Origin of the sequence: Methanobacterium bryantii, from assembly GCF_002287175.1 — an archaeon.
Lineage (GTDB): Archaea > Methanobacteriota > Methanobacteria > Methanobacteriales > Methanobacteriaceae > Methanobacterium_D > Methanobacterium_D bryantii.
The window spans coordinates 70,181-92,007 of record NZ_LMVM01000037.1 but is presented as its reverse complement, the minus strand read 5'-3'; the positions used below and the strand labels follow the sequence as shown (position 1 = coordinate 92,007).

General features: G+C 33.4%; 21 protein-coding genes and 1 pseudogene. 8 read left to right on the top strand and 14 right to left on the bottom strand.

The annotated features are described in order from the left end of the window. Positions 1 to 91: 91 nt before the first annotated feature. The 11 genes and pseudogenes from ASJ80_RS12425 to ASJ80_RS12395 all read right to left on the bottom strand — a co-directional run bounded on the left by ASJ80_RS12425 (position 92) and on the right by ASJ80_RS12395 (position 8,083). Positions 92 to 430 carry an STAS domain-containing protein gene (locus ASJ80_RS12425; RefSeq protein WP_069583184.1) on the bottom strand — a complete coding sequence of 113 codons (339 nt, stop codon included), beginning with the start codon at positions 428 to 430 and terminating at the stop codon, positions 92 to 94. A 16-nt stretch (positions 431 to 446) separates the two neighbouring features. After that, on the bottom strand, positions 447 to 974 hold the full coding sequence (locus ASJ80_RS17805) for a 4Fe-4S dicluster domain-containing protein (protein WP_069583185.1): 528 nt from the start codon (positions 972 to 974) through the stop codon (positions 447 to 449). After that, positions 968 to 1,219 carry a Coenzyme F420 hydrogenase/dehydrogenase, beta subunit C-terminal domain gene (locus tag ASJ80_RS17800; protein ID WP_176720208.1) on the bottom strand — a complete coding sequence of 84 codons (252 nt, stop codon included), beginning with the start codon at positions 1,217 to 1,219 and terminating at the stop codon, positions 968 to 970. Before ASJ80_RS17800 ends, ASJ80_RS17805 begins: the two co-directional genes overlap by 7 nt. Then, positions 1,203 to 1,646, bottom strand: a complete 444-nt coding sequence (locus ASJ80_RS17795; RefSeq protein WP_338036871.1) for a coenzyme F420 hydrogenase/dehydrogenase beta subunit N-terminal domain-containing protein — start codon at positions 1,644 to 1,646, stop codon at positions 1,203 to 1,205. The genes ASJ80_RS17800 and ASJ80_RS17795 overlap by 17 nt, the downstream gene beginning before the upstream one ends. A gap of 21 nt (positions 1,647 to 1,667) precedes the next feature. Next, positions 1,668 to 3,713 (bottom strand): annotated as a pseudogene (gene fdhF, locus ASJ80_RS17700) (formate dehydrogenase subunit alpha). 504 nt (positions 3,714 to 4,217) lie between these two features. Continuing rightward, positions 4,218 to 4,421 (bottom strand): hypothetical protein, encoded by a 204-nt coding sequence (locus tag ASJ80_RS12410; RefSeq protein ID WP_048082955.1) that lies wholly within the window; start codon positions 4,419 to 4,421, stop codon positions 4,218 to 4,220. 270 nt (positions 4,422 to 4,691) lie between these two features. Continuing rightward, positions 4,692 to 4,889: a hypothetical protein gene (locus ASJ80_RS17350; RefSeq protein WP_245837581.1), complete on the bottom strand. Its 198-nt coding sequence runs from the start codon at positions 4,887 to 4,889 to the stop codon at positions 4,692 to 4,694. Continuing rightward, on the bottom strand, positions 4,880 to 5,209 hold the full coding sequence (locus ASJ80_RS17345; RefSeq protein WP_218105055.1) for a PDDEXK family nuclease: 330 nt from the start codon (positions 5,207 to 5,209) through the stop codon (positions 4,880 to 4,882). Before ASJ80_RS17345 ends, ASJ80_RS17350 begins: the two co-directional genes overlap by 10 nt. A gap of 28 nt (positions 5,210 to 5,237) precedes the next feature. Further along, a complete protein-coding gene (locus ASJ80_RS17340; RefSeq protein WP_218105056.1) occupies positions 5,238 to 5,408 on the bottom strand; it encodes a hypothetical protein in 171 nt (56 codons plus the stop codon). A gap of 36 nt (positions 5,409 to 5,444) precedes the next feature. Next, positions 5,445 to 6,476, bottom strand: coding sequence for a CPBP family intramembrane glutamic endopeptidase (locus tag ASJ80_RS12400; protein ID WP_095652093.1), 1,032 nt, complete (start codon positions 6,474 to 6,476; stop codon positions 5,445 to 5,447). A 374-nt stretch (positions 6,477 to 6,850) separates the two neighbouring features. Then, on the bottom strand, positions 6,851 to 8,083 hold the full coding sequence (locus ASJ80_RS12395; protein ID WP_069583845.1) for a hypothetical protein: 1,233 nt from the start codon (positions 8,081 to 8,083) through the stop codon (positions 6,851 to 6,853). 681 nt (positions 8,084 to 8,764) lie between these two features. On the opposite strand from ASJ80_RS12395, the gene ASJ80_RS12390 reads away from it, so the two are divergent. From ASJ80_RS12390 to ASJ80_RS12380, 3 genes are all read left to right on the top strand, one after another. Continuing rightward, complete coding sequence (locus ASJ80_RS12390) at positions 8,765 to 9,700, top strand: type II secretion system F family protein (RefSeq protein ID WP_069583846.1); 936 nt, start codon at positions 8,765 to 8,767, stop codon at positions 9,698 to 9,700. A 12-nt stretch (positions 9,701 to 9,712) separates the two neighbouring features. After that, positions 9,713 to 9,913 carry a class III signal peptide-containing protein gene (locus ASJ80_RS12385; RefSeq protein WP_069583847.1) on the top strand — a complete coding sequence of 67 codons (201 nt, stop codon included), beginning with the start codon at positions 9,713 to 9,715 and terminating at the stop codon, positions 9,911 to 9,913. Positions 9,914 to 10,066: 153 nt separating this feature from the next. Continuing rightward, positions 10,067 to 11,479 (top strand): lactaldehyde dehydrogenase, encoded by a 1,413-nt coding sequence (locus tag ASJ80_RS12380; protein ID WP_069583848.1) that lies wholly within the window; start codon positions 10,067 to 10,069, stop codon positions 11,477 to 11,479. Positions 11,480 to 11,644: 165 nt separating this feature from the next. On the opposite strand, the gene ASJ80_RS12375 is transcribed toward ASJ80_RS12380, so the two are convergent. After that, positions 11,645 to 13,771, bottom strand: coding sequence for a PAS domain-containing sensor histidine kinase (locus ASJ80_RS12375; protein WP_069583849.1), 2,127 nt, complete (start codon positions 13,769 to 13,771; stop codon positions 11,645 to 11,647). Between the two features lie 770 nt (positions 13,772 to 14,541). Beyond that, on the bottom strand, positions 14,542 to 15,264 hold the full coding sequence (locus tag ASJ80_RS12370; protein ID WP_069583850.1) for a tRNA-binding protein: 723 nt from the start codon (positions 15,262 to 15,264) through the stop codon (positions 14,542 to 14,544). A gap of 346 nt (positions 15,265 to 15,610) precedes the next feature. Between ASJ80_RS12370 and ASJ80_RS12365 the strand changes: the two genes are divergently transcribed. The 4 genes from ASJ80_RS12365 to ASJ80_RS12350 all read left to right on the top strand — a co-directional run bounded on the left by ASJ80_RS12365 (position 15,611) and on the right by ASJ80_RS12350 (position 18,029). Next, positions 15,611 to 15,943, top strand: coding sequence for a PRC-barrel domain-containing protein (locus tag ASJ80_RS12365; RefSeq protein ID WP_048082962.1), 333 nt, complete (start codon positions 15,611 to 15,613; stop codon positions 15,941 to 15,943). Positions 15,944 to 15,953: 10 nt separating this feature from the next. Next, positions 15,954 to 16,718 carry an aspartate dehydrogenase gene (locus ASJ80_RS12360; protein WP_069583851.1) on the top strand — a complete coding sequence of 255 codons (765 nt, stop codon included), beginning with the start codon at positions 15,954 to 15,956 and terminating at the stop codon, positions 16,716 to 16,718. A 37-nt stretch (positions 16,719 to 16,755) separates the two neighbouring features. Beyond that, positions 16,756 to 17,475 carry a tRNA(His) guanylyltransferase Thg1 family protein gene (locus tag ASJ80_RS12355; RefSeq protein ID WP_069583852.1) on the top strand — a complete coding sequence of 240 codons (720 nt, stop codon included), beginning with the start codon at positions 16,756 to 16,758 and terminating at the stop codon, positions 17,473 to 17,475. Between the two features lie 125 nt (positions 17,476 to 17,600). Beyond that, complete coding sequence (locus ASJ80_RS12350) at positions 17,601 to 18,029, top strand: Mov34/MPN/PAD-1 family protein (RefSeq protein WP_069583853.1); 429 nt, start codon at positions 17,601 to 17,603, stop codon at positions 18,027 to 18,029. Between the two features lie 111 nt (positions 18,030 to 18,140). Here the strand turns inward: ASJ80_RS12350 and serA are convergent, their stop codons facing one another. Further along, entirely contained in the window at positions 18,141 to 19,712 is a 1,572-nt protein-coding gene (gene serA / locus ASJ80_RS12345) for a phosphoglycerate dehydrogenase (protein ID WP_069583921.1), read from the bottom strand. A gap of 470 nt (positions 19,713 to 20,182) precedes the next feature. Between serA and ASJ80_RS12340 the strand changes: the two genes are divergently transcribed. Further along, entirely contained in the window at positions 20,183 to 21,670 is a 1,488-nt protein-coding gene (locus ASJ80_RS12340) for an alpha,alpha-trehalose-phosphate synthase (UDP-forming) (protein ID WP_069583854.1), read from the top strand. The last annotated feature ends 157 nt before the right edge of the window (positions 21,671 to 21,827 follow it).

Sequence of the window (21,827 nt, the reverse complement as noted above, 5' to 3'; positions counted from 1 at the left end):
ATTATTAACTTAAACACGTATTTAAGCTATTCAATATCCATATATCACGGTTATAAATATAAATGTTTTGAATTAAAGTCCATATTGTTATTTAAACTTCAAATGACTTTAAGGCTTCCTCTTCACTTCCATAGATTTCAAAAATCTGCTTAAATCCCGATATTTCAAAAACTTCCATTACATATGGATGGAGGTTGGAAAGTACCATTTTACCACCTGATTTTTTAAGCTGTTTTAAAGAGGAAAGTACTACCCTCAGTCCGGAGCTACTGATATAGTCCACACCCTTGAAATTTAACAGTAAACAGGTGCAGCCACTATGAATAACCCTATTTACGCACTTTTCAAGTTCAATGGAATGATATGCATGTAATTTACCATCTAAAAATAATTTACATATGTTATCATCTATCTTTTCGGTTATTTTCATATTTACCCTCAATCTCTTAGTCTCTTTTTATTAAAAAGTACGAAAATGGCGGAAGTGCATCATCTATTCCAGGAGTATAATCAAACATTTCTCTTAAATTACCGTTAATTTCATGACTTATTTTAGATAAAGGAATATCTGCAGGGCATACGTCTTCACACTGCCCGCAGTTTATACATGAATCTACCATGTGCATAAGTCTTTCCATGTGAAATAAAGGTTTAGGAGGGATTTCTGTATTATTCACCCATTCTGGAATTTCAGATTTTAAGCTGCAGTCGCTGCAGTAACATATAGGGCATGAGTCTTTACATGCAAAACATTTAATGCACCTAGAAAGATCATCTTCATATTTAAAGAGAACAGCTAAAAATTCGCCCTCCGCGTGGCTGAACATTTTCTCCTGCCACTTTTTAGCTTGATTTACCATTATCTTATCAATTTTTTCCCTTACTTCAATACCATCTGCTAGTGCCTTCTCCAGGTTTAATATGCCTTTATTTAAAGCTTCATCCAATATTCTGGTACCAGTAACAGTTAGCACTTCAATAAAACTATTTTTTTTTTGCTGCTGCCAATTACTCCCCAATTTCCAAATGCCAGATCTGCAGTTCTAGGTATGTTGAATTCACACCTCCTGCAGTTTTCTCTCCTGCCATTATCTTCTTCTTCCAGCTCATCTATACTGATTTCTTCCCTTAGGCCCCCTTCAATTTCGACTATAAATTTACCTTTACTTACTTCTTCATTAAGAACCGCATCAGGGTCAATTTCATGGTTTTCTAACATTTTTATAGTGGGAACCAGGGGCAAATTCCCCCCCCCCCCCACAGTTAATTCCCAGCATGATAATATTTTTTCTGGCTATTCTACCCCTCTTTATTAATTCGTTGATTGCCATTGCATCGCATGGTTTAGTTGTAACTGCAATTTTAATATCAAAAGCTCCTCCCAAATATTTTTCAAGTATGACCGCCAGGTTAAGGGTCCCACAGTGAAGAGCACCTGCAGATTCCACTACATCTTCAGGGTTATCTATTAAAACAGGGACAGCATCATAAATATCAGCGCCGCTTTTAACTGCAAGAACAGCGTCAACAATGCATTCTTCAAGTAAAAATTTGTATAATGCAGTTAAAGACCCTCCAGATTCACCTTTCTCCGCTATCATGTGGTTTACAGCATTTGAATAAAATTTATCTCCTATTTGAACCATAAAATTCACCTTATTAAGTGTTCACGACTTTTTAATTTTTACAGGGCATAACTTAAGGGAAGGCATCTTTGAAACAGGATCAATGAATTCAGCACATGTCAAAATGTTTATCACTTCTTCTCCTTCAGCAAAATGGAAAGGAACAAATATAACTCCTGGAGTTATATCTGGAGTTATCCTGGCTTTGATATCAATGTCACCTATCTTTGAAGAAATATTGAGTTTTTCACCGTTCATAACTCCTAAAACATTGGCATCTCCATCATTTATCTCCACATAGCTCTCTGGATATTGTTTTGTTAAAGTTTCTGATCTCATGGTCATGGTACCAGTTTGAAATTGGAAAACAACTCTTCCAGTGGTTAAAATAAAAGGGTATTCCAGATTTTGTATTTCAATTGAATTATTGGGTTTTATTTTATAAAATACACCTTTTCCATCGGGAGTAGAAAAACTGTCCTGGTGTAAAATTGCTGTGCCTGGATGATCCTCTGTTGGGCATGGCCACTGTAAACCTTCAGGCGTATTAATTCGGGATAAGTCCATACCCCCATATTGCGGTGTCACTTTTCTTATTTCACTAAAAATTTCCCCCGAATCTTTAAAGTTAAATAGACCTGAACCCATTTCACGTGCCCGCCTACTGATTATCATCCAGTCTTCCATGGCTTCACCTGGAGAATTAGCTGCCTTTCTTACGCGCCTTACCCTTCTTTCCGTGTTGGTAAATGTACCATTTTTTTCTGCAAAGCAGGCTGCAGGTAAAACAAAATCTGCAAGTTCAGCAGTTTCAGTTAAAAAAATATCCTGAACCACAAGGAGTTCTAATCTTTCCAGTGATTCTTTTATGTCTTAAATCAGGATCAGCTACCATTGGATTTTCACCCATCAAATACAATCCTTTAATAGTCCCTTCATAGGCAGCTTCCATCATTTCTGAAAGTTGAATGCCTGGCAGATAATTTAATTCTCCGCACTGCCATGTGTCTTCCATTTTCTTTCTGTTTTCATCAATGATTACTTTTTGATATCCGGGATAAAAATAAGGGAGAACACCCATGTCGCAGGAGCCCTGAACATTATTTTGACCCCTCAACGGGTTTAACCCCGATCCCCTCTTTCCAATATTTCCAGTGAGCATGGCCAGGTTTGACAGTGAAATGACATTATCAGTTCCATTTACATGTTCAGTTATCCCCAGACAGTAAAGAATTACAGCATTATCAGCCTGCCCGTACATTATTGCCGCTTCTTTTATGAGGTTTTCGGGTGTACCTGTGATCTTTTCCACTTTATAAGGACTGAATTCTGTTATATGCTTCTCAAGCTCTTCAAAATTCTTTGTTCTTTTATTAATGAATTCATTATCTTCAAGGCCTTCTTCCAGTATGACATTCATCAGAAAATTTATCAGCGCCACGTCTGTTCCGGGTTTAAGAGGTAAAAATAGGTCTGCAAACCGGGCAATGCTGGTGTACCTTGGGTCCACCACAATAATTTTTGCCCCTTTCCTTTTTGCCATTAACACCCTTCTTCCAATTAAGGGATGCTGTTCAAGGGGGTTTGATCCAATAATAAAAATGCAGTCTGATTCTTCCAGATCATCAATAGAATTTGTCATAGCTCCGGAACCAAAAGTAAGGTTTAACCCCATAATTGAAGGGCCGTGGCATAGATTTGCACAGTTATCAACGTTATTTGTGCCTATTACCGTCCGGGCAAACTTTTGAAAAATATAATTATCTTCATTGGTGCATCTGGCAGATCCTAAAAATCCAAGAGCATCCGGATCTTCTTTTTTAATCTTTTTAAGTTTAGAAGCAATTAAACTGAGAGCTTTGCCCCATGTTGCCTTTTTAAAGCCATCATTTTCTTTAATTAAGTGATATTTAAGCCTATCATCGTGGTTGATGAATTCATAGGAATAATTCCCCTTAGGACAGAGTTTCCCTCATTTACAGGACTTCTTTTCCAGGGTTCAACGCCCTTTATTTTACCATCCACAGTAACAAGGTTTAAACCACATCCACACCCGCAATAAGGACATATTGTAGACGTGAAATTCATTTCCAAGTCATTACCTCCATAATTAACTTTAATAATTATTAAAATAATTATTTAAAATTACTGCCCTTGAATTTAAATTATATGACTCAAATAGATATCCAAATGCATTTTTTCATGTAATATAGCATATATAATCCTAAACTTGAGTATAAACCTTGAAATTTAATTAAGTTAATAATAACAACCCAATTAATTAGTTATTGGGAAGTTTATGTATTACTAACACTATCAAGAATATAAATGTTTATGTAGAACTGCTGATATTAATAATGTGAACAAAAGAACTCTTAAAAGAGAATAAAATTTTTGCCTATTTTGTGTTCGAGCACTGCAAATGGGAATCTTTAATTTAATATAATGACTTTTTGGCTAAAACTAGTTAAATTTAATTGAATTTAATCTTTAAAATCTAAAAATAAATGAGGTATATGATATTCTTTAAACCAGATATTAAAAAAAATAATATTAAAATATAATTTTATTTTATATGATTATTCGCTCTAATTATTCTATAGCGATACATTCCCAAGGTTGAACGTCTGTATCAATAGTGGCGTATAACTCTTTTTCTACATCCTGGAATAAATCCTCACAAGTGAATTTTAAACCTGGAATTTTTTTAACAGAATACATTTTGCCTCTTCCACTTTTAACGATTATATCGCCCTCTCGGGTTATACCAACTATTAATTGTTTTATTTCTGCCATATTATCACCGATCAAAATTAATTTAATTTTTACTCATTTATAATTGCTTAAGAAAATCTCTATCAAGTATTTTCCATCTACATATTATTATATCTCACAATATAAGTACTGTTATTTTAAATTTTAACCATATTAAAAATATCGAGTCATTACTTAAAATAGGAAACTAATCATTTTTTTTTATAAAGATATATATTATGCTATCTTTTTCCATAGGCCATTTATAAAATACACAATAACTATCCTAATCTTTCTTCATAAAGTTATATGTTACCAAATACTTAAATTAATCTTACCCCCATCTTTTGAAATGCTGAAATTTACCTGCCAGATTTCAATTCCATTTGAAATACATTTCTGCACTTCACTTTCCACAAAATCACTGCCCGTACTCCTGACTTCAACATTAAATCCATGATTATCATAAATAAAACAGACTAAGAGAATTACTTGATTACTTACAAGAATGCCTGCAAGCTCGTTGATATGCTTAATAAAACGTTCTGTAGAGTTAAACTTTCCAACCTTTTTCGTCTTAATATGTTCAGATAAGGTAGCTTCATACTTAATAATGGAGTTTTTACTTCAATATAAGTATTTCCAAAAAGAAAATCAAGTTTAGAAATTCTCAGCACCTGTTCACGAAGCACTGCCCCATATCCACTAACCATGTCCTGGAATAAACCTTTACCCCGAGCATTTTCCACATATCGATTGGCAGCATTCTGATTAATCCCAATCCATGATTTTTCATTCGATTCAGGTAGATCCAGTGAAACTGCTTCCACAGCATAAGGCGTTTTACGCTTTGGATCATTACTTTAGATAGTAAACAAGGTATTCCTGATAGATCAATATTTCCAATCCTTCCAGTTGTCGGCAATGACATGTCACCACTTCATTATCAATAAAAACGTCAATTGTAAACTGACTTTTTCTCCTTTCTATAATTCCCTCTATTAAAGGCGTTTCATACCTAAGAACCATATTATTTTCCATAATTTACATCTAACTATTGTATATTCATTGAATTTTGGGGACCTTTTCAACTCTTTTCCAGACTTTAGATCTCAAAAGAATCAGTGCAAATATTCCCAGAAGTACACTGCCCATAATATTACCCATTAAACCATTACTGGAATAAGCAAGATATGCTGCCACGATATTACCTGCTTTATTATTAAATAGATGTATTATTATTGCTGCCCAGACACTTCCAGTTTTTAAAACTGCATAACTTAAAATAATACCCATTACAATGGTGAAAATTGTCATTAAAACATTACCTAGAATGGGCTGTCCTGGAAAATTATAGCCCATTGCATTCATTGGATAATGCCATGCACCCCATATGATACCCAGTACCAGAACACCCTTATAACTGCCTAAAAGAGGAAATAATCTGTCCTGGAGGTATACTCTCCACCCAAATTCTTCTCCAAAATACCATGCCCATATTGTAAAGAAAGAAAAAATTAAATAAGGTATCAATGTTACGAAGAATGTGTAAATGTTAAATTCCGCAGCAGGAACGCCTAAACCACTGAAATAAACTATAATACCCTGAAAAATAAGTATTAAAAGAACAGTTAATGGCAAAATGAGGTAATATTTACGGTTCCTGCCAAAGGATAATTTTGAAGCTTTCAGGCCGTTTCTCCACTTCTTTTTCAAGTTCAACAGTATTACAGCTAACATCCCTAAAACTGCAACAATGGTTGAAAGAACAGGCTGATCCATTACACTCCCCATTACTGGCTGATAATAGTTCTCAAAGGAAAATAAAACAACATAAAGTAAGAAGAATGTAAATACAATTTTTGATTCCCTGGTAAGGGCACTAGATTTGAAGTAAATAATACAGATTATGGCCGCAGTGGCAGGTATAAACATGCTCAATACCAGCGTGGCGACCCATATTTGAGAAGGTGGAGATGGTATGTAACCAGCGATACTATAAATAAAAAATTGAAGAATATAAGTCGCTACAAAGGTAATGATTAAAAATATAGATAATTCTTTTTTCAGTTGTCCTCTTTTTAATGTTTTATTCAATATAAATCCCCACTATTAAATTAATTTATAATATACCTAAATTATTCCCTACTTTATATTTAAATATAGACTAAACCGCTGAAAATAGCTGTAATCTATTAATCTGATTATTTCAATGTACTTAAGCTCATTTATTTATAATAAGTCAAAGCGGACATTTATTTTGATAATTAAATTCATCAGGACTTAAAATTCTGAAGGAATTTTATTTAGAAAAATAGTTAGTGTACTGGCCATTAAATAAAAAAGATCTATATTAAAATCAAGATTCAGTTTATTTTAAATTATATTAGAACCTTATCATTGAGTTTTTGCATGATTAAGTTAAGAACTCATTTAAATAAAAAAGAAATTAAGTTTTAAATTGATACCATTTATTTAGCGTTAGAACTTTGAATTCTCTCATTCATCTGTCTTCTGAAGTTCTGGTATATTTCTACATTCTCTTTTTCTGCTAATCCGCCATCAAGACCTTTTACAACTTCTTCTGAAGGGATGCGGTCTGAGTTGACCTTTTTTTCATACTGGAATGACGGCCAGTTATCAGGTAAATCTGCAAGATGCACAAATTCCATATTATAAGGCATGAGATCAATCTGCTCTTCTAAGACTTTATCTACGTACTTTTTATTGGGTTCAAAAGTTATCATAGGCCTAATCGAATCAGCCTGCATGATATCTTCAATGTTTCTGCCTTCATGTTTTTTAATTAAATCTGCACACATGTTGAAGTGGGTGATTTCCATCTGCGCAAAGTGTTCCCATAACCTTCTTATCCTTCGGTTTGGCTCTGTTAAAGCGGCTGAACAATAGTTATACGCTTCGTTAAGTTGTATCATTGCTACTTTTTCGAGCATAGTCTCATTTGGATCACCCAATAGCCCATATTGAGTTACATGCTGTTCTTCAATTTCTGCAATTTCGGAATACAGTCTACGTGCCAGATCATCACTGCACATGTTTCCATGGGATTTGTAGAATAGTTCAGTTTGCTGTTCACCGGAAGTAATAGTGATATAATTCATTTTTGTCTTGAGTTCGGCCTCATCCTTGTCATAATGATTTCTCATGGAATCATCAGGATGTCTGTGCTCCATACTGGTAGGTCTTCCAGGTTTAATGTCAGTTTTTCCTTTAGTTATCTGTTCAGGGTCTTCACTATTCAGTATCTGCATTAAACATCCATATCTATAAAGATGGTCAAAATCTTCAAGCAGTGCAAAATCCAGTGTACTTTTCACATAGGAATCTGGTTCGTGTTGAGCCAGGTTTGCTGTAAGATCTACAGCAACTTGTTCATAACCGAGGGTAGTTTCCAATATGGTTTGATCAGGAGGATTAAGCCAGTCTACAGTCTGCTGCTGTTGAGAGTCTGCACGACGTATTTCAGCCATTTGCTTCTTAATTTCAGGATTATCGGCCATTCTTTCCACGGCATGAGATGTTAATACAGAATTAGTCTCGATTCCATTCATTAAAATAACTCTAGTACGAGTATAAGGATCTACGTCCATTTTGTCATACGGTTCCTGAATTACTTCTTCCCAGTTCATATATTCTGATTCCACAGGAATTCCATCCATTTCAAATGGTTTAAATTGAGCCATACTATCAACCTCCACTTTAGAATTTCCTATGTAATACTTTATTTATAAAATTTAATATTATTGGAATAAAATACTGAGCTTATTAAAGATAATACTGGCAAAATAAGAGTTATAACTAGATATAAATTTTTATATAATCATAACCACACTATAACTAAAAAATGTATTTAACTGATTTTTAACCTTTTAATGTTTAATGAACTAAGTCCCAATATATCAAAAACAATCCAGTACCCCTTTGGTGACTTAACTCACAATAACAGAAATAAATTATTACCCCCATAAATTTAATTCTCTTAATCCAATAAAACGAAAAACAATTCCAATATACATGAATATAATCATTGTGATCCTAAAAATATAATATTTATCCATTTATAACTCTTTAATAAATAATTTACGTTTTAATTGTATAGATAATAGTGAAATATAATGTGATTAAATCTATTTTACATAGGTATCCATTTAAACTAAAGATAAAAGTTTTATGTTGATTATAGAAGTATAAAAATAGGAAATATTATATTGTATAGCGTTGATAAACTACTGTTAAAGATATGATAAGGCATTTCAAATTAATACTTTTATACCGCTTCTTATATCAAAATGAAAGTATACATGTAACACTTTGAACCAGCCTATTATTTATATAGGAAATAAAATATTAAATAAGGTGGAAAAATGGCAATTATACCCAGTGCATTATCTCCAGTATCTAACATTATTGACAACGTTGTACCCGAAAAATATGCTGTTATGATGCAGGAAATGCTTATAAGAAGTGGAATGTATGTTAAAGCTTCAGATATTATAACTCTAGATCTCATAATTGCAATTGGGTTAGCCGCACTCGCAGCTGTTTTATCATTATTACTTGGCATAAACCCCATTTTAGGTGCATTAGCTGGTTTCGTAATACCCACCATAATTATAGGTGTTTGGATATTTTTCATGATGGAACGCAGAGTCGATGCTATTGAAAATGGAACTCCTGATTTTTTAAGACAGATCGCATCTTTACTCCGTGCGGGTGTTGGTCTTGAAACTGCTCTAGAAGACGTCTCAAGACATGGAGAAGGCCCATTAATTGATGAATTAAAAAGGGCCGTAATTGAGATTAAAATTGGAAGTACATTTGATGATGCAATACTCGCAATGGGCGAACGTCTTAAATCTAAAAACTTAGATAGGACATTCAGGATGATATTAGAAGGAAAGAAAACTGGTGGAAGCCTATCTGACGTTGTTGAAACAGTTGCAGAAGATTTGAGGGCTGTTTTAGCACTTCAAAGGGAAAGGAAAGCAAATGTAATGATGTCGGTGATGTTTCTTATCATTGCAGCTATCATAGCTGCCCCTTTTGCACTCGGAATGATAATGACATACAATTCATTTATTGCATCTGCAGGTAAACCAAACCCACTTGCAGATGTTGCAGTGACTGCTGCAGGCGGTTATATAATCATCCATTCCATCATAGCATCACTGTTAATTGGTATTGTTTTATACGGCAGTGCAAAAAAAGGTGTTAAATTTGCATTATTACTGGCCCCGGCAGCCTATGGGATATTTGTTGTAATACAAATGTTGGGTCCAAAGATTTTAGGAACAGGTTAGTTGGTGTTAAATATGGGAATGCTAAAAGAAGAAAGTGGGCAAGGTGCAGCTGAACTTATACTAATTTTTGGAGGCATAATTGTAATTGCAATTATAGCAGCAATTTATTACAGGAATTATTTAGTAGGAATGGGTAGCGAAATTAACAAGACTGACGTGAAGAATATCAATGATTCCCTAACAAATTTAGCCAATAAATTCAACAGTAACTAAATCTACAAACACATCTTAAAACTGCAATTTGCAATGTAACTTTTTTCTTATTTAATAATTGACTCATTTTTATAATACATTTTAATCATATCTACAAATAATCGTGTTAATAATATTAGTATTAAATATTGTTTACGAGTGGGTGGTAACAATATGGATATGTTAATAAATGGGAAATTAATAGATAAACCAGAGAAAATAGAAATTAGAAATCCGTTCAATAATAAAGTAATAGATAGAGTGCCTCAAGGAAATCATGAAGATGTAAAAAATGCACTTGCTGCGGCAAACAGGGCCAAAAAAACCTTAAATGATCTTTCATCCCGTGAAATATCAGAAAGTTTATACGGAATTCATGAAGAATTATCAAAAAATTCAAAATCCCTTGCAAAATTAATAACCCTTGACTGCGGTAAACCGATTAAAGATTCAATAGAGGAAGTGAATCGTTCCATACAAACTATTCTACTTTCAGCAGAAGAATCAAAACGCATATACGGCGAAACAATACCTATGGATGCCTGTGCCGGCGGAGAAAATGTGATTGGTTTTACAATGAGGCTCCCCCTAGGTGTGGTTGCTGCTATAACTCCTTTTAATTATCCTTTAAACCTGGCAATTCATAAAGTGGCGCCAGCAATTGCAGCTAAAAACAGCGTGGTTCTAAAGCCATCCATGAAAGCGCCGCTTACTGCGCTGAAAATGGCCGAAATTATGGATTTTTACCTTCCAGAGGGGGCTTTAAATGCTGTAACCGGGCATGGGAGAACTATTGGTGATGAGATTGTAACAAGCCCTGTTGTAAATAAGATCTCGTTTACTGGAAGTGTGGAAATCGGCGAACATATATCTAAACATGCAGGGATGAAAAAATTAACACTTGAACTTGGGGGAAATGATCCACTCATTGTACTTGAAGATGCAGACATAGAAAAAGCAGCTGAAGCAGCTGTAAGAGGTTCTTATCTTAATGCAGGCCAGGTTTGCATTGGAGTAAAGCGCGTGATTCTTGACAATAAAATAGCGGATGAATTTATCCAGAAATTTGTAAGTAACACTAAAAAACTTGTTACTGGAGACCCTATGGATCCTGAAACAGATGTAGGTCCTTTAATAAATAAAGGAGCAGCAATTGAAGTTGAAAACAGGGTAAATGAATCCGTAAACGATGGGGCAGAGCTTTTATGCGGTGGAAAGCGTGGAGGGACTTTATACATGCCAACAATCCTGGACAATGTTGATTCTAAAATGAAAATAGTGCAGTATGAAACATTCGGTCCCGTCTCTCCAATAATCCGTATAAATGGAATTGATGAAGCAGTAAAAGTTGCAAATAACACCAAATATGGATTACAGGCAGGAATATTCACAAATAACATTAACAATGCCATGAAAGCTGTAAAAGAGATAGAAGCCGGAGGAATTATAGTAAACAAACCCTCCACATACCGTATGGACAACATGCCTTTTGGAGGCTGTAAAATGAGCGGTTTAGGTAAAGAAGGCATAAAATATGCCATTGAAGATATGACTAAAACTAAAATTGTGGTTATTAACCCTCTTTAAAAAAAATGAAAATAAGCGGTTGGATGATCAACCCTTCAAAATTCCTTGAAAAGTCGGTACGAACATAGGTAAAGCATGGAATATAGGTAAAAACCTTAAAAAAGAGAATTAAACATTATATGGTGCATTAAGTTGAAAAATCATGTGTAAAACTTGAATTCAATCTTAAAGATAATTGGCAGGAACCGTAAAATAAAAAGTTGAACCTCTTTCAGGTTTAGATTCAACCCATATTCGCCCGCCGTGAAGTTCCACCACTTTTTTACTAATAGCCAGACCTATCCCTGTACCTTCATATTCTTCTTTGGTATGTAGTCTCTGGAATATAGTAAAAATACGCTCTGCGTACTGTTGTTCCATCCCTATCCCATTATCCTGAATACTGAAAATGTATTCCTCCTTATTTTTATCTTTACAGACTTTTATATTGATTTTAGGTGGGACTTCTGGTTTCCTGAATTTAATGGCATTTCCAATTAAATTCTGGAATAATTGAATCATCTGCCCGGGTTCAGCCATTATTTTTGGAAGGTTTTCATAGGTAATTTCAGCATTATTTTCATAAATGGCAGTATTAAGGTTATTTAAAGCAGATTTAAGAACATCTCCCATATCTGTCAGTTCGAACCCTTTTTTTGTTGCTACACGCGAGTAGTTCAGGAGATCATTAATTAAAGTTTGCATCCTTTTTGCAGCAACTACAATATACTCAATAAACTCATCAGCGTCCGAATCTAACTTATTCTTATAACGCCTTTCAATTAACTGGGTAAAACTGCTAATCGTCCTGAGAGGTTCTTGAAGATCATGGGATACTACATAAGCAAACTGCTGCAGTTCTTCATTAGAATGCCTTAATTCTTTTACAATTTCTTTTAATTCTTCTTCCAACTGTCTTCGTTGTGTAACATCATGACTTATTACAAGTAATGACTCTATTTCACCATCATCATATTCTGGGACCATATATGAATGAAAAAATTTTAATCCATGGATTGAAGGAAATTCATATTCCATTTCCTGTATTTCTCCAGTTTTTAAAACCTTTCTGGCATTTTCCACCCATATTTTAGCAATTCCATTTAATGGAGTTATATCCTCAATTTTTTTACCAATTAAATTCTCAGAGGATAATCCCAAAGTTTTGGAACCATGATTGACATATTTATACCTTAATTCTTTGTCTAATCTTGAAATAACATCGGGAGAATTCTCTGCAAGAGCCCTGAATTTTTCTTCACTTTCCCTTAAAGCTCTTTCTATTCTTTTAATCTCAGTAATATCGCTTTCCAGTCTTATGTTACATCTTGAAAGTTCTTTAGTACGTTCGTGGACTTTTAACTCCAAAGTGTCCTGTGTTTCCATTAAAATACTTTCTAACTCTTTAAGTTCAGTGATATCCTCACATACAATTAATATCGTAATCTTCCCACCAGTTTCTTTTACTGCACGTGCTGTTTCCTTAACCCAGATCATACTGCCATCCCTACGAACTTTTCGCAGTTCCCAGTGGAATAATTGTCCAATATTCTTAACACAGCGTTTTATATTTAAGATAGCATCTTTTTTATCTTTTTCATGGAACACCTTTAATACAGATTGTCCAACTAACTCATGAACTGTAAATCCTAATTGTTCAGCTCCAAACTGGTTTACAGACAGTATTACAGCTTCGCAGTCCACAGTGAAGTACATTGAAGGATTGTGCTCATATAAAAATCGGTACCGATCTTCGCTTTCTATTAAAGCCTCTTCCCATTGCTTCCGATCCGTGATATCAATCCATACACAGTGAGTTTGCTTAAAAGTACCATCTGCTGCATATTCAATATTACCATCAATCAGTATAGTTATTTGAGTATTATCTTTACATAAAAGCTTGAATTCTGATTTCCGCATATATCCTAATTCATTAAATCTTTTAAAACGTTTTTTAAATGTATATGCGCATTCAGGAGCCATTATATCTGTAAATGGATGTCCAATGATTTCTTCCTTGGCATAACCCATAGCATCAAGAAATGCCTGATTTACCTCGATAAAATTACCATTACAATCCAATGATTGGTATGGAAGAGGAGAATTTTCATATAACAACCGGAACATTTCTTCACTTTCTCGAAGTGCATTTTCAGTGCGTTTATATTCCTTTATTTCATTCCTCAATTTTTCATTGTTTTTACTAAGACTAACCACATATTCTGCAATTTGTTCCAGTTCAACATTTCCATCTTGTAATGCCCTTTCCAGGTCGCAGATAAGTTGTTCTTTAGTTTTAATCCCATTTTTCATTTTGAACAACTCACAATATTTTTTTTATTCATTAACGACTAATTTGAATTTATTTAATTATATATATCGTATAAACACGTTTTTATTGTTAACAAAGCATTTAAATTCAACTTTTCAAAAATAGTTCCTCAAGTTAATTTTTATTTGAATATGTTGAACTCCTGTTTTCCAGCATAACATACACTGGATGTATGCTTTCAAATTTAATTATACTTTAATCAAACAAAGTATTACTTAGATAGGATTTCTTAAATTTTTTATTCAATTCGTATCCGTTTTTATTATTTGATCATTAATACATTTTTCGATTCTTTTAACAGGACGAAAATACGGTAAATTCAAAATCAAACGAATTTTAAAAACGGAATTTGTCAAATATTATAGATAACATCATTTTAATAGACTACCAAAATTCAAGTTAGTTAAAAACAAAATTCAATTTAAAATTTAAAAATAGAAATTAATGCTTATTTTTTATTTCAAAAGCCTACAAAAACATAACATACAAACACTGTCAAAAACTTCGTTTTTGACGCCACAGAAAATTTAACTTACAAACACATAGTTTTTGTGCCATCGAAACTTTCTGTTTCGTGGCATTTGAAATTCATAATTTCGATGCTCCGAATGCTGTCAAAATTTATAATTTTTATGCAGCAAAAATCACTGATTTTTGAGGATTTTTGCTGTTCATAAACCATAAAAACAGGTTAGTGTTTTAAGAAGCATTCAAAAACTATGTTTTTGCTGCATAAAAAAATAAACTCATGTTATTTTTTTATAAAGTCTTCAACAAAATTTCTGGCCTCATTCAACGCTTCCAGAGGAATTCCTTTTGGCATTCCACCTATTTCTCCTTCAACATTTTTCAAAACGCCTTCTCCGGCACCTAAAAACATTCCCTCACTTGTAATTCCCATAAAGCTTGTCGGTGGGAGCATTGCCACAGCGACCTTATTAGATTCTTTAACTTCTAAATCATTAGTTACAACTGTTATGACTCTTTTGATATTTACATTACAAACTAAGAGACTGTCTGCACCGGGATGTTCTCCAGCACTTACAATATCCCCAACTTTAATATCAATGGCAACTATAGGGTCATCTATTGGCCCAAGAGCCAATCTTTTATCTAAATTTAAAACTGTATCTAAAAAGAAACGGATTTTAGCGATAGCTTCTTCTAATTTAATTTTTTCTTCCTTATTTACCATATCTAAAAAATGGCTGTACCACTTTTCCCCACCGAAATTTTCAATTATTTTCCCTGCTTTTTCTTTTAAAGATTCAATCTGAGGCATTTTGGCTAAATCAGCAGGTTCAACATAAGAATAGTACATGGATTGAATTTCAGGGATCATATCTCGGGCTATTTGCCGAACATCTCGTTTATTCCACCTTCCCCTTAAATTGGCTCCTTCTATGGTTCTTAAAAAAAGATCTACTGACTTTTCACATATTAATAATCTGTAATCATTGCTTGTATCCCACATATAATCACCATAACTATCAAAATTCGAATTATAAGTAATATATTAATTCAATTTCTTTATTTATTTTATAGAGTTAATTATTAGAATTTTAATTTACTTTATAATTGTCCTTTACAATTTATAACTTCAATGACCACTGGCGTAAATAATAGTGAAAAAGTATGATTAAGTGAAACTTATGTAATATTTTTAATCATAGGTTATAATTAGTGGATTCAAAATTCCATTAATACATTTAGGTATCCTGTTTTAAAACATTGGGCTAATTTTCGAAATATTTAAGTAGATAAATGATTCAAACCTTATTCAATAATCAGAATTATTTAACTAAATGTGGTGGTAACAAATGGTCGATTTATCTAGCCTATATAATTTAGATGTATACACAACACGTGGAAAATACGTTGGAAGAGTTCAAGACGTGGTATTAAACATTAAAAAAGGAAGGGTATCAGTTCTTAAAACAAGAGTAATGGCACCAGATAAAGTAAAAAGTGTTGGAATAAGGGATGTTATTAAAACCAGCATGCGCTTTGTTCCAGAAGTAGACGAAGTAAGACCTTTAAAAGAAGAAGGCAACATAGACATACAGTACGACAGAGTACAAGCTGTAGGAGATATTATTTTAATAAGTCCAGAAGTATCGACCACACCAGCAGCAGCAACCACATCAAAATAAGGGAAAATAAATGAAAGTAGGAATTATAGGATGCGGGGCCATAGCTAACATCATGACCAATTTTGCAGTTGAAGGTAAATTAGGCGTTGATTTAAAATTCTTTTATGATAAAGACATTGAGAGGGCAGAAAATTTAGCCCTTCAAGTTGATGGAACAGTGGTTCTTGAAATTGAAGATATGTTGGACAAAGTTGATCTGGTAATTGAAGCTGCTTCACCTCATGCCGTTGGAGAAGTTATCCCTCAAGTACTGGAGAGCGGAAAAAATGTTCTCATAATGAGTGTTGGAGCTTTAATGGATTTTGAACTTAAAGATAGGCTTGAAAAGATTGCAACTTCAACAGGAGCTAAAATATATGCCCCTTCAGGCGCTATAGTAGGTTTAGATGGGATTAAAGCAGCTTCCATTGGAAAAATATCAGAAGCCTCGCTTATTACCAGAAAACCTCCCAGATCACTTGGAATTAAAACAGATGGGGAAACTATTCTTTATGAAGGAAAAGCATCAGAAGCTGTTAAAGAATTCCCTACCAATATAAATGTAGCAGCAGCCCTGAGTATTGCCTGTGGAATAGATATTGATGTTAAAATAATAGCAGACCCTTCAGTTGATAGAAATATGCATGAAGTTCACGTTGTCGGAGACTCAGGTGAATTTACAACTATCACCAAAAATGTTAGGTGCTCCATGAACCCTAAAACAAGCGTTTTAGCCGCATATTCTGCAATTAAACTTCTGAGAAGATTAAATGAAAATATAATTGTAGGAACATAATTTTTTTCCTATCTTATTTTTAGAAAACTTTGATATTATGAGAGAATGTGAAATATTTTCCAGTTTGAAGGTTCCCTGCGGATCCAAAATTGTTATAAGGATTGATGGAAGGACATTTTCTAAATTATCATACGATTTAAAGTTTAAAAAACCTTATGATGACCAGTTTAAAGACATAATGGTCAAAACATGTGAAGATTTTTTTAAAGAATTCAGCCCTGCACTTATTTACACATTCTCTGATGAGATAAACATTTTATTATCTGAAATTCCCTTTGGGGGAAGGATTGAAAAGCTGGACTCAGTTTTTGCAAGTTTTATTACAGGAAGTTTCACAAAAAACCTGTCAAAAACAACAAAGAAGCCTATTTCATTTGATTCCCGCGTAATCCCACTTTCAGAAAAAGGCACTGTAAACTATTTTAAAGAAAGGCAGGATGAAGCCTGGAGAAACTGCATCAATGGATATGCTTACTGGACTTTAAGAAAGGAATATACTAAAGGCGAGACCATGGAAATTCTAAGAGAGAAAAAAAGTAGCGGGCTCCATGATATCCTGTTTGAAAGAGGTATAAATCTAGCTGAACTTCCAGCATGGCAGAGAAGAGGTATGGGAATCTACAAAAAAGAAGAAATAATTGAAGGATATAACCCTGTTAAAGACGAAAAAGTAAAATCTGTGCGGAAAAAAATCTTTGTTGATGAAGATCTGCCTATATTTAATGCTGAATTTTTCAGTGAGAAACTAATTTTATAGATATCTATAACGTATCTATCTAATTTTCATGTTGCATAAAAATTTCAACTATAAATTATACAACAGATAAAAATGATTGTGATTTTGTTAAAATAAATAATTTATAAAACTTTAAACCTGATAAAATGAAGCTGAATAATTTACTTGGGAAACTTCTTGGAACGTCTAAGTACCAGTTTGAAGAAGTGCATGTGGAAAGTCAAGTTATAGATGAAATAATAAATATTTCAAAGGAGGCATATCCTAACGAGTTCATGGCACTTTTAGAGGGAAAAGTAAAAGAAAAAATACTTAAGATAACTGGTTTAGTATTTCTTCCAGTTGAAACTTCTCAGGAAGGTGCTGTAATGCAGGTATTCATGCAGCCTTTAAGCACCAATTCAGTGGGATCTGTTCACAGCCATCCGGGCCCTAGTGCTAGCCCATCTGATGCAGATCTGAATTTTTTTGCATCAAAAGGATTTTTCCACATGATAATTGCAGAGCCTTATGACCGTGAAAGTATCAGGGCTTATGATTCCTTTGGTAATATGGCAGATTACAGGATAATTTAAAAATAAATATTCATTCTGATTTTGTGGTTTGAAAATTAGTTTAATCAAGCTTAAAAATGAGAAAAAATAGAAATAAATAATTTAATTATCTATTTTTTGATCGTTGATGTATTATAACTGGACATATACCGCATCATAAACATGCTCTAATGCCCTGATTTCATCAATTACATCTACTGGAACCTTTTGATCCACTGTTAGAACCATTACAGCTTCTTCGCTAGGTGCCTGTCTACCGACCTGCATTTTAGCTATGTTTATTCCGTGTTCGCCCAGTTTTGTTCCAATGGTACCTATACTTCCCGGAATATCTTTGTATCTGGCTATTACCATTGTTCCCTCAGGTTTTACGTTGACCCAATATTTGTCAATCCTTACAATCCTTGGCTCTCTTGTAGCATTACCTTCAATGCTTAGTTCGCCTTCATCGCTCTTAATTTCAATTTTTATAAGGCTTTTATATCCTTCTGCTTCGCTTCTTTTACTTTCTGTGATGACAATGCCCCTGTTTTTAGCAATGGTAGGTGCATTGATCATGTTTACAGGTTCAGTAAGTATGGAATTTAATGTTTCTTTTAAAATTGTCCGGCTTATTACGTCTACCCGTGGGAAGTCAGCTAGTTCTCCGCAGTAGGTTATATTAACTTCAGTTATGTTGCCTTTTGCAGCCTGAATTAAGAAATTAGCTAATTTTTCAGAAAGTTTTAAATATGGTTTTATGGCGTGAAATGTTTCTGGATCTAAAACTGGCATGTTTAAAACGTTTTTAGGTGCTTCACCCATAAAAACTTTCTTAACTTCGTTTGCAACGATTATTGCGGCATCTCTTTGTGCTTCTTTAGTTGATGCTGCAATGTGAGGAGTTACAACTATATTATCAAGTGTTAAAAGAGGACTGTCTTTTGGAGGTTCTGTTTCGAACACATCAAGTCCTGCCCCACCAATTATATTATTTTTGAGTGCTTCATAGAGGTCATCTTCGTTTATTATACCTCCCCGTGCACAGTTTACTATGAAAGCATTTTCTTTCATCATTTCAAATTCTTTTTTGGATATGAGATGTTTTGTCTCAGGAGTAAGTGGAACGTGTATTGTCATGACATCTGAATTTTTAAGTAAGTATTCGAGGTCTACAACTCTAACTCCTATTTCTGCTCCTGCTTCTTCAGTTACGTATGGGTCGTAAACAAGAATTTCCATTCCAAATGCTTTTGCCCTTATGGAAACCTGGGTTCCAATTCTCCCTAAGCCTATAATACCAAGGGTTTTACCATTCAGTTCTATACCCATGAATTTGCTTTTTTCCCATCTTCCTTCTTTTACGGACTTATCTGCAATTGAAATTTTCCTTATAAGTGCCATTATAAGTCCCATTGTGTGCTCTGCAACAGTTATAGAGGTTGATTCCGGCGCATTAACTACCATTATTCCTTTTTCTGTAGCAGCAGCCATATCAACGTTGTCTACACCAACACCTGCTCTCGCTATAATTTTAAGCTTTTCTGCTGCTTCTATTACAGCACGAGTTACTTTGGTTCTACTTCTAACAATAATAGCATCAAAATCTTTAATTTCTTTTATGAGCTCTTCTTGAGTTATGGAAGTGTTTACTACAACATCTGCCACATCTTCAAGCTCTTTAATTCCTTTTTCATTTATTTGATCAGCTATGATTACCTTCATCTTATCCATTATTTCACCAGCCGCATATCTATTTTATAATTTGCCATTGTGCAAATGTAACTATAATTTTCATATGAATTATGAATGAAAAAAGTTTAAAAATTTAAGCAAATCACTTATTAACTAAATAACATTCTTCACATGATCACAGCATGAGCCTAAACTAATAGAATCACTACTGTACAATATATATAAATAAATTTAAACTATTGAGGATTTAATTTAAATATATCTATTATTATAAGTTTTGTTGTTTATGATTTAAACTAATTAGTATAAAATTCAATAACCTTTAATGAAATTAAGTAAAATATTATCATCATTTAATAATGACCTTCTTTAATTCCCAAATTTCTAAAATCCTCCCTTTAAATTATTGTATCTCCTATTTTATTTAAATGAAAATAAATTTAAATCTGTTGTTACAGAGTATTAAATAATACATAAAATTTATTAATTGAGGGGATAAAATTACATATGATACTCAAGAACAGATAAACCAATTCTTAGAAGATAAAAATTTAATTGTTGCATCAAATAGAGGGCCCGTTGAATTTCATATTAAAGAAGGAAAAACTGAAATGAAAAGGGGAGGAGGAGGATTAGTATCTACTCTACTTCCATTTATGACCCGTGTTAAGGGATCATGGGTTGCAAGCGCCATGACTGAGGGAGATAGAAAAATAGCAGCAGAGCATAAGAAATGCATGGTGCCAATTCCCGAAGATAATCCTGATTTTTGTGTTTCTTTTGTTGTTGTGGATCCAGAAATATATAAAGATTATTACAGTGTAATAAGCAACCCTCTCATCTGGTTTGTGCAGCACTACATGTGGAATACACCTTATATGCCAGAAATTGATGACAATATCCATAAAGCATGGCATGACAGTTATGTATATGTAAACCAACAGTTTGCAGAGAGAATTATAGAAGAAGTGAAATTAAGTGAAAAAAAACCTCTAATTATGCTTCAGGATTATCATTTATATACATGTCCCAGTTATATACGAGAAAAACTTGGTGATATTTTTTTAAGCCATTTTATCCATATTCCCTGGCCTCAATCCGAATATTTTAGTATTCTTCCAGAGTATATGCAGGAAGCCATTATTAAAGGGCTGTTATCCAATGACATAATTGGATTTCATCTGGAAAAATACGCCCGGAATTTTCTATATACCTGCGAACCGTACGTAGATAAAGTAGATTACAAAACAGATACAATATGGTACGAAGGGCGTAGAATTTTTGTAAAGAATTATCCAATATCCGTTGATGATAAAAAACTCATAGAAAATGCAAAAAGCCCAGAAGTAATAAAAAAAGAGGAATTAATTAAAAAAATTAAGGGAGACAATTTTTTATTATATAGAACTGATAGGGCCGACTTAAGTAAAAATATAATCCGTGGATTTAAAGCATATGAACTATTTTTACAGAAGCACCCTGAATTTCATGGAAAAGTGATATTTCTATCAACTGGGATGCCTACAAGACAGCAGATAAAGGAATACTGTGATTATAGAGATGAATCTTACAGAATAATTGATTCAATAAATGAAAGGTATTCCAAAGATAGTTGGGTGCCAATTAAACAGATTTTTAAGGCAGACTATGGGCTTGTAACTGCGGCCTTTAAACATTATGATTGTTTACTTGTAAACCCCATTGTAGATGGTATGAATATCGTTGCCAAAGAAGGACCCGTAGTAAATGAAAATAATGGTGTTTTAATAATGTCAAATGGTGCAGGTTCCTATGAAGAGCTTAAAGATTATTCTATCATTGTGAATGCTTATGATATCAGCCAAACAGCAGATGCAATTTATCGGGCCATTATGATGAGCAAACATGAACGACAAAGACTTATTGAAGGGCTTAAAAAAACTGTCAGGGAAAGAAATGTTTATATCTGGATGCAAGAACAGTTTAACGATATTCGTAATCTATTTTAAATTATATATGTTCTAATTTTGTAATAAATTCTTATTTTTAACTTATCTTAATTTATTTGAAAATAATTACTTTAAATAACAGCATTTTAAGCTTGTTTTTTACTGTAAATCTTCTTTTGAGTTCAAAAAATCAAAATAAATATAAATTCTTAAAACA

Coding starts and splice junctions, on each gene's coding strand:
- ASJ80_RS12395 (WP_069583845.1), bottom strand. CDS start 8,083: ATGGCTCAATTTAAACCATTTGAAATGGATGGAATTCCTGTGGAATCA.
- ASJ80_RS12360 (WP_069583851.1), top strand. CDS start 15,954: ATGAAAGTAGGAATTATAGGATGCGGGGCCATAGCTAACATCATGACC.
- ASJ80_RS12410 (WP_048082955.1), bottom strand. CDS start 4,421: ATGGCAGAAATAAAACAATTAATAGTTGGTATAACCCGAGAGGGCGAT.
- ASJ80_RS12375 (WP_069583849.1), bottom strand. CDS start 13,771: ATGAAAAATGGGATTAAAACTAAAGAACAACTTATCTGCGACCTGGAA.
- ASJ80_RS12385 (WP_069583847.1), top strand. CDS start 9,713: ATGGGAATGCTAAAAGAAGAAAGTGGGCAAGGTGCAGCTGAACTTATA.
- ASJ80_RS12380 (WP_069583848.1), top strand. CDS start 10,067: ATGGATATGTTAATAAATGGGAAATTAATAGATAAACCAGAGAAAATA.
- serA (WP_069583921.1), bottom strand. CDS start 19,712: ATGAAGGTAATCATAGCTGATCAAATAAATGAAAAAGGAATTAAAGAG.
- ASJ80_RS17340 (WP_218105056.1), bottom strand. CDS start 5,408: ATGGTTCTTAGGTATGAAACGCCTTTAATAGAGGGAATTATAGAAAGG.
- ASJ80_RS12365 (WP_048082962.1), top strand. CDS start 15,611: ATGGTCGATTTATCTAGCCTATATAATTTAGATGTATACACAACACGT.
- ASJ80_RS12370 (WP_069583850.1), bottom strand. CDS start 15,264: ATGTGGGATACAAGCAATGATTACAGATTATTAATATGTGAAAAGTCA.
- ASJ80_RS12390 (WP_069583846.1), top strand. CDS start 8,765: ATGGCAATTATACCCAGTGCATTATCTCCAGTATCTAACATTATTGAC.
- ASJ80_RS12350 (WP_069583853.1), top strand. CDS start 17,601: ATGAAGCTGAATAATTTACTTGGGAAACTTCTTGGAACGTCTAAGTAC.
- ASJ80_RS17800 (WP_176720208.1), bottom strand. CDS start 1,219: ATGTTAGAAAACCATGAAATTGACCCTGATGCGGTTCTTAATGAAGAA.
- ASJ80_RS17795 (WP_338036871.1), bottom strand. CDS start 1,646: ATGGTTCAAATAGGAGATAAATTTTATTCAAATGCTGTAAACCACATG.
- ASJ80_RS12355 (WP_069583852.1), top strand. CDS start 16,756: ATGAGAGAATGTGAAATATTTTCCAGTTTGAAGGTTCCCTGCGGATCC.
- ASJ80_RS12425 (WP_069583184.1), bottom strand. CDS start 430: ATGAAAATAACCGAAAAGATAGATGATAACATATGTAAATTATTTTTA.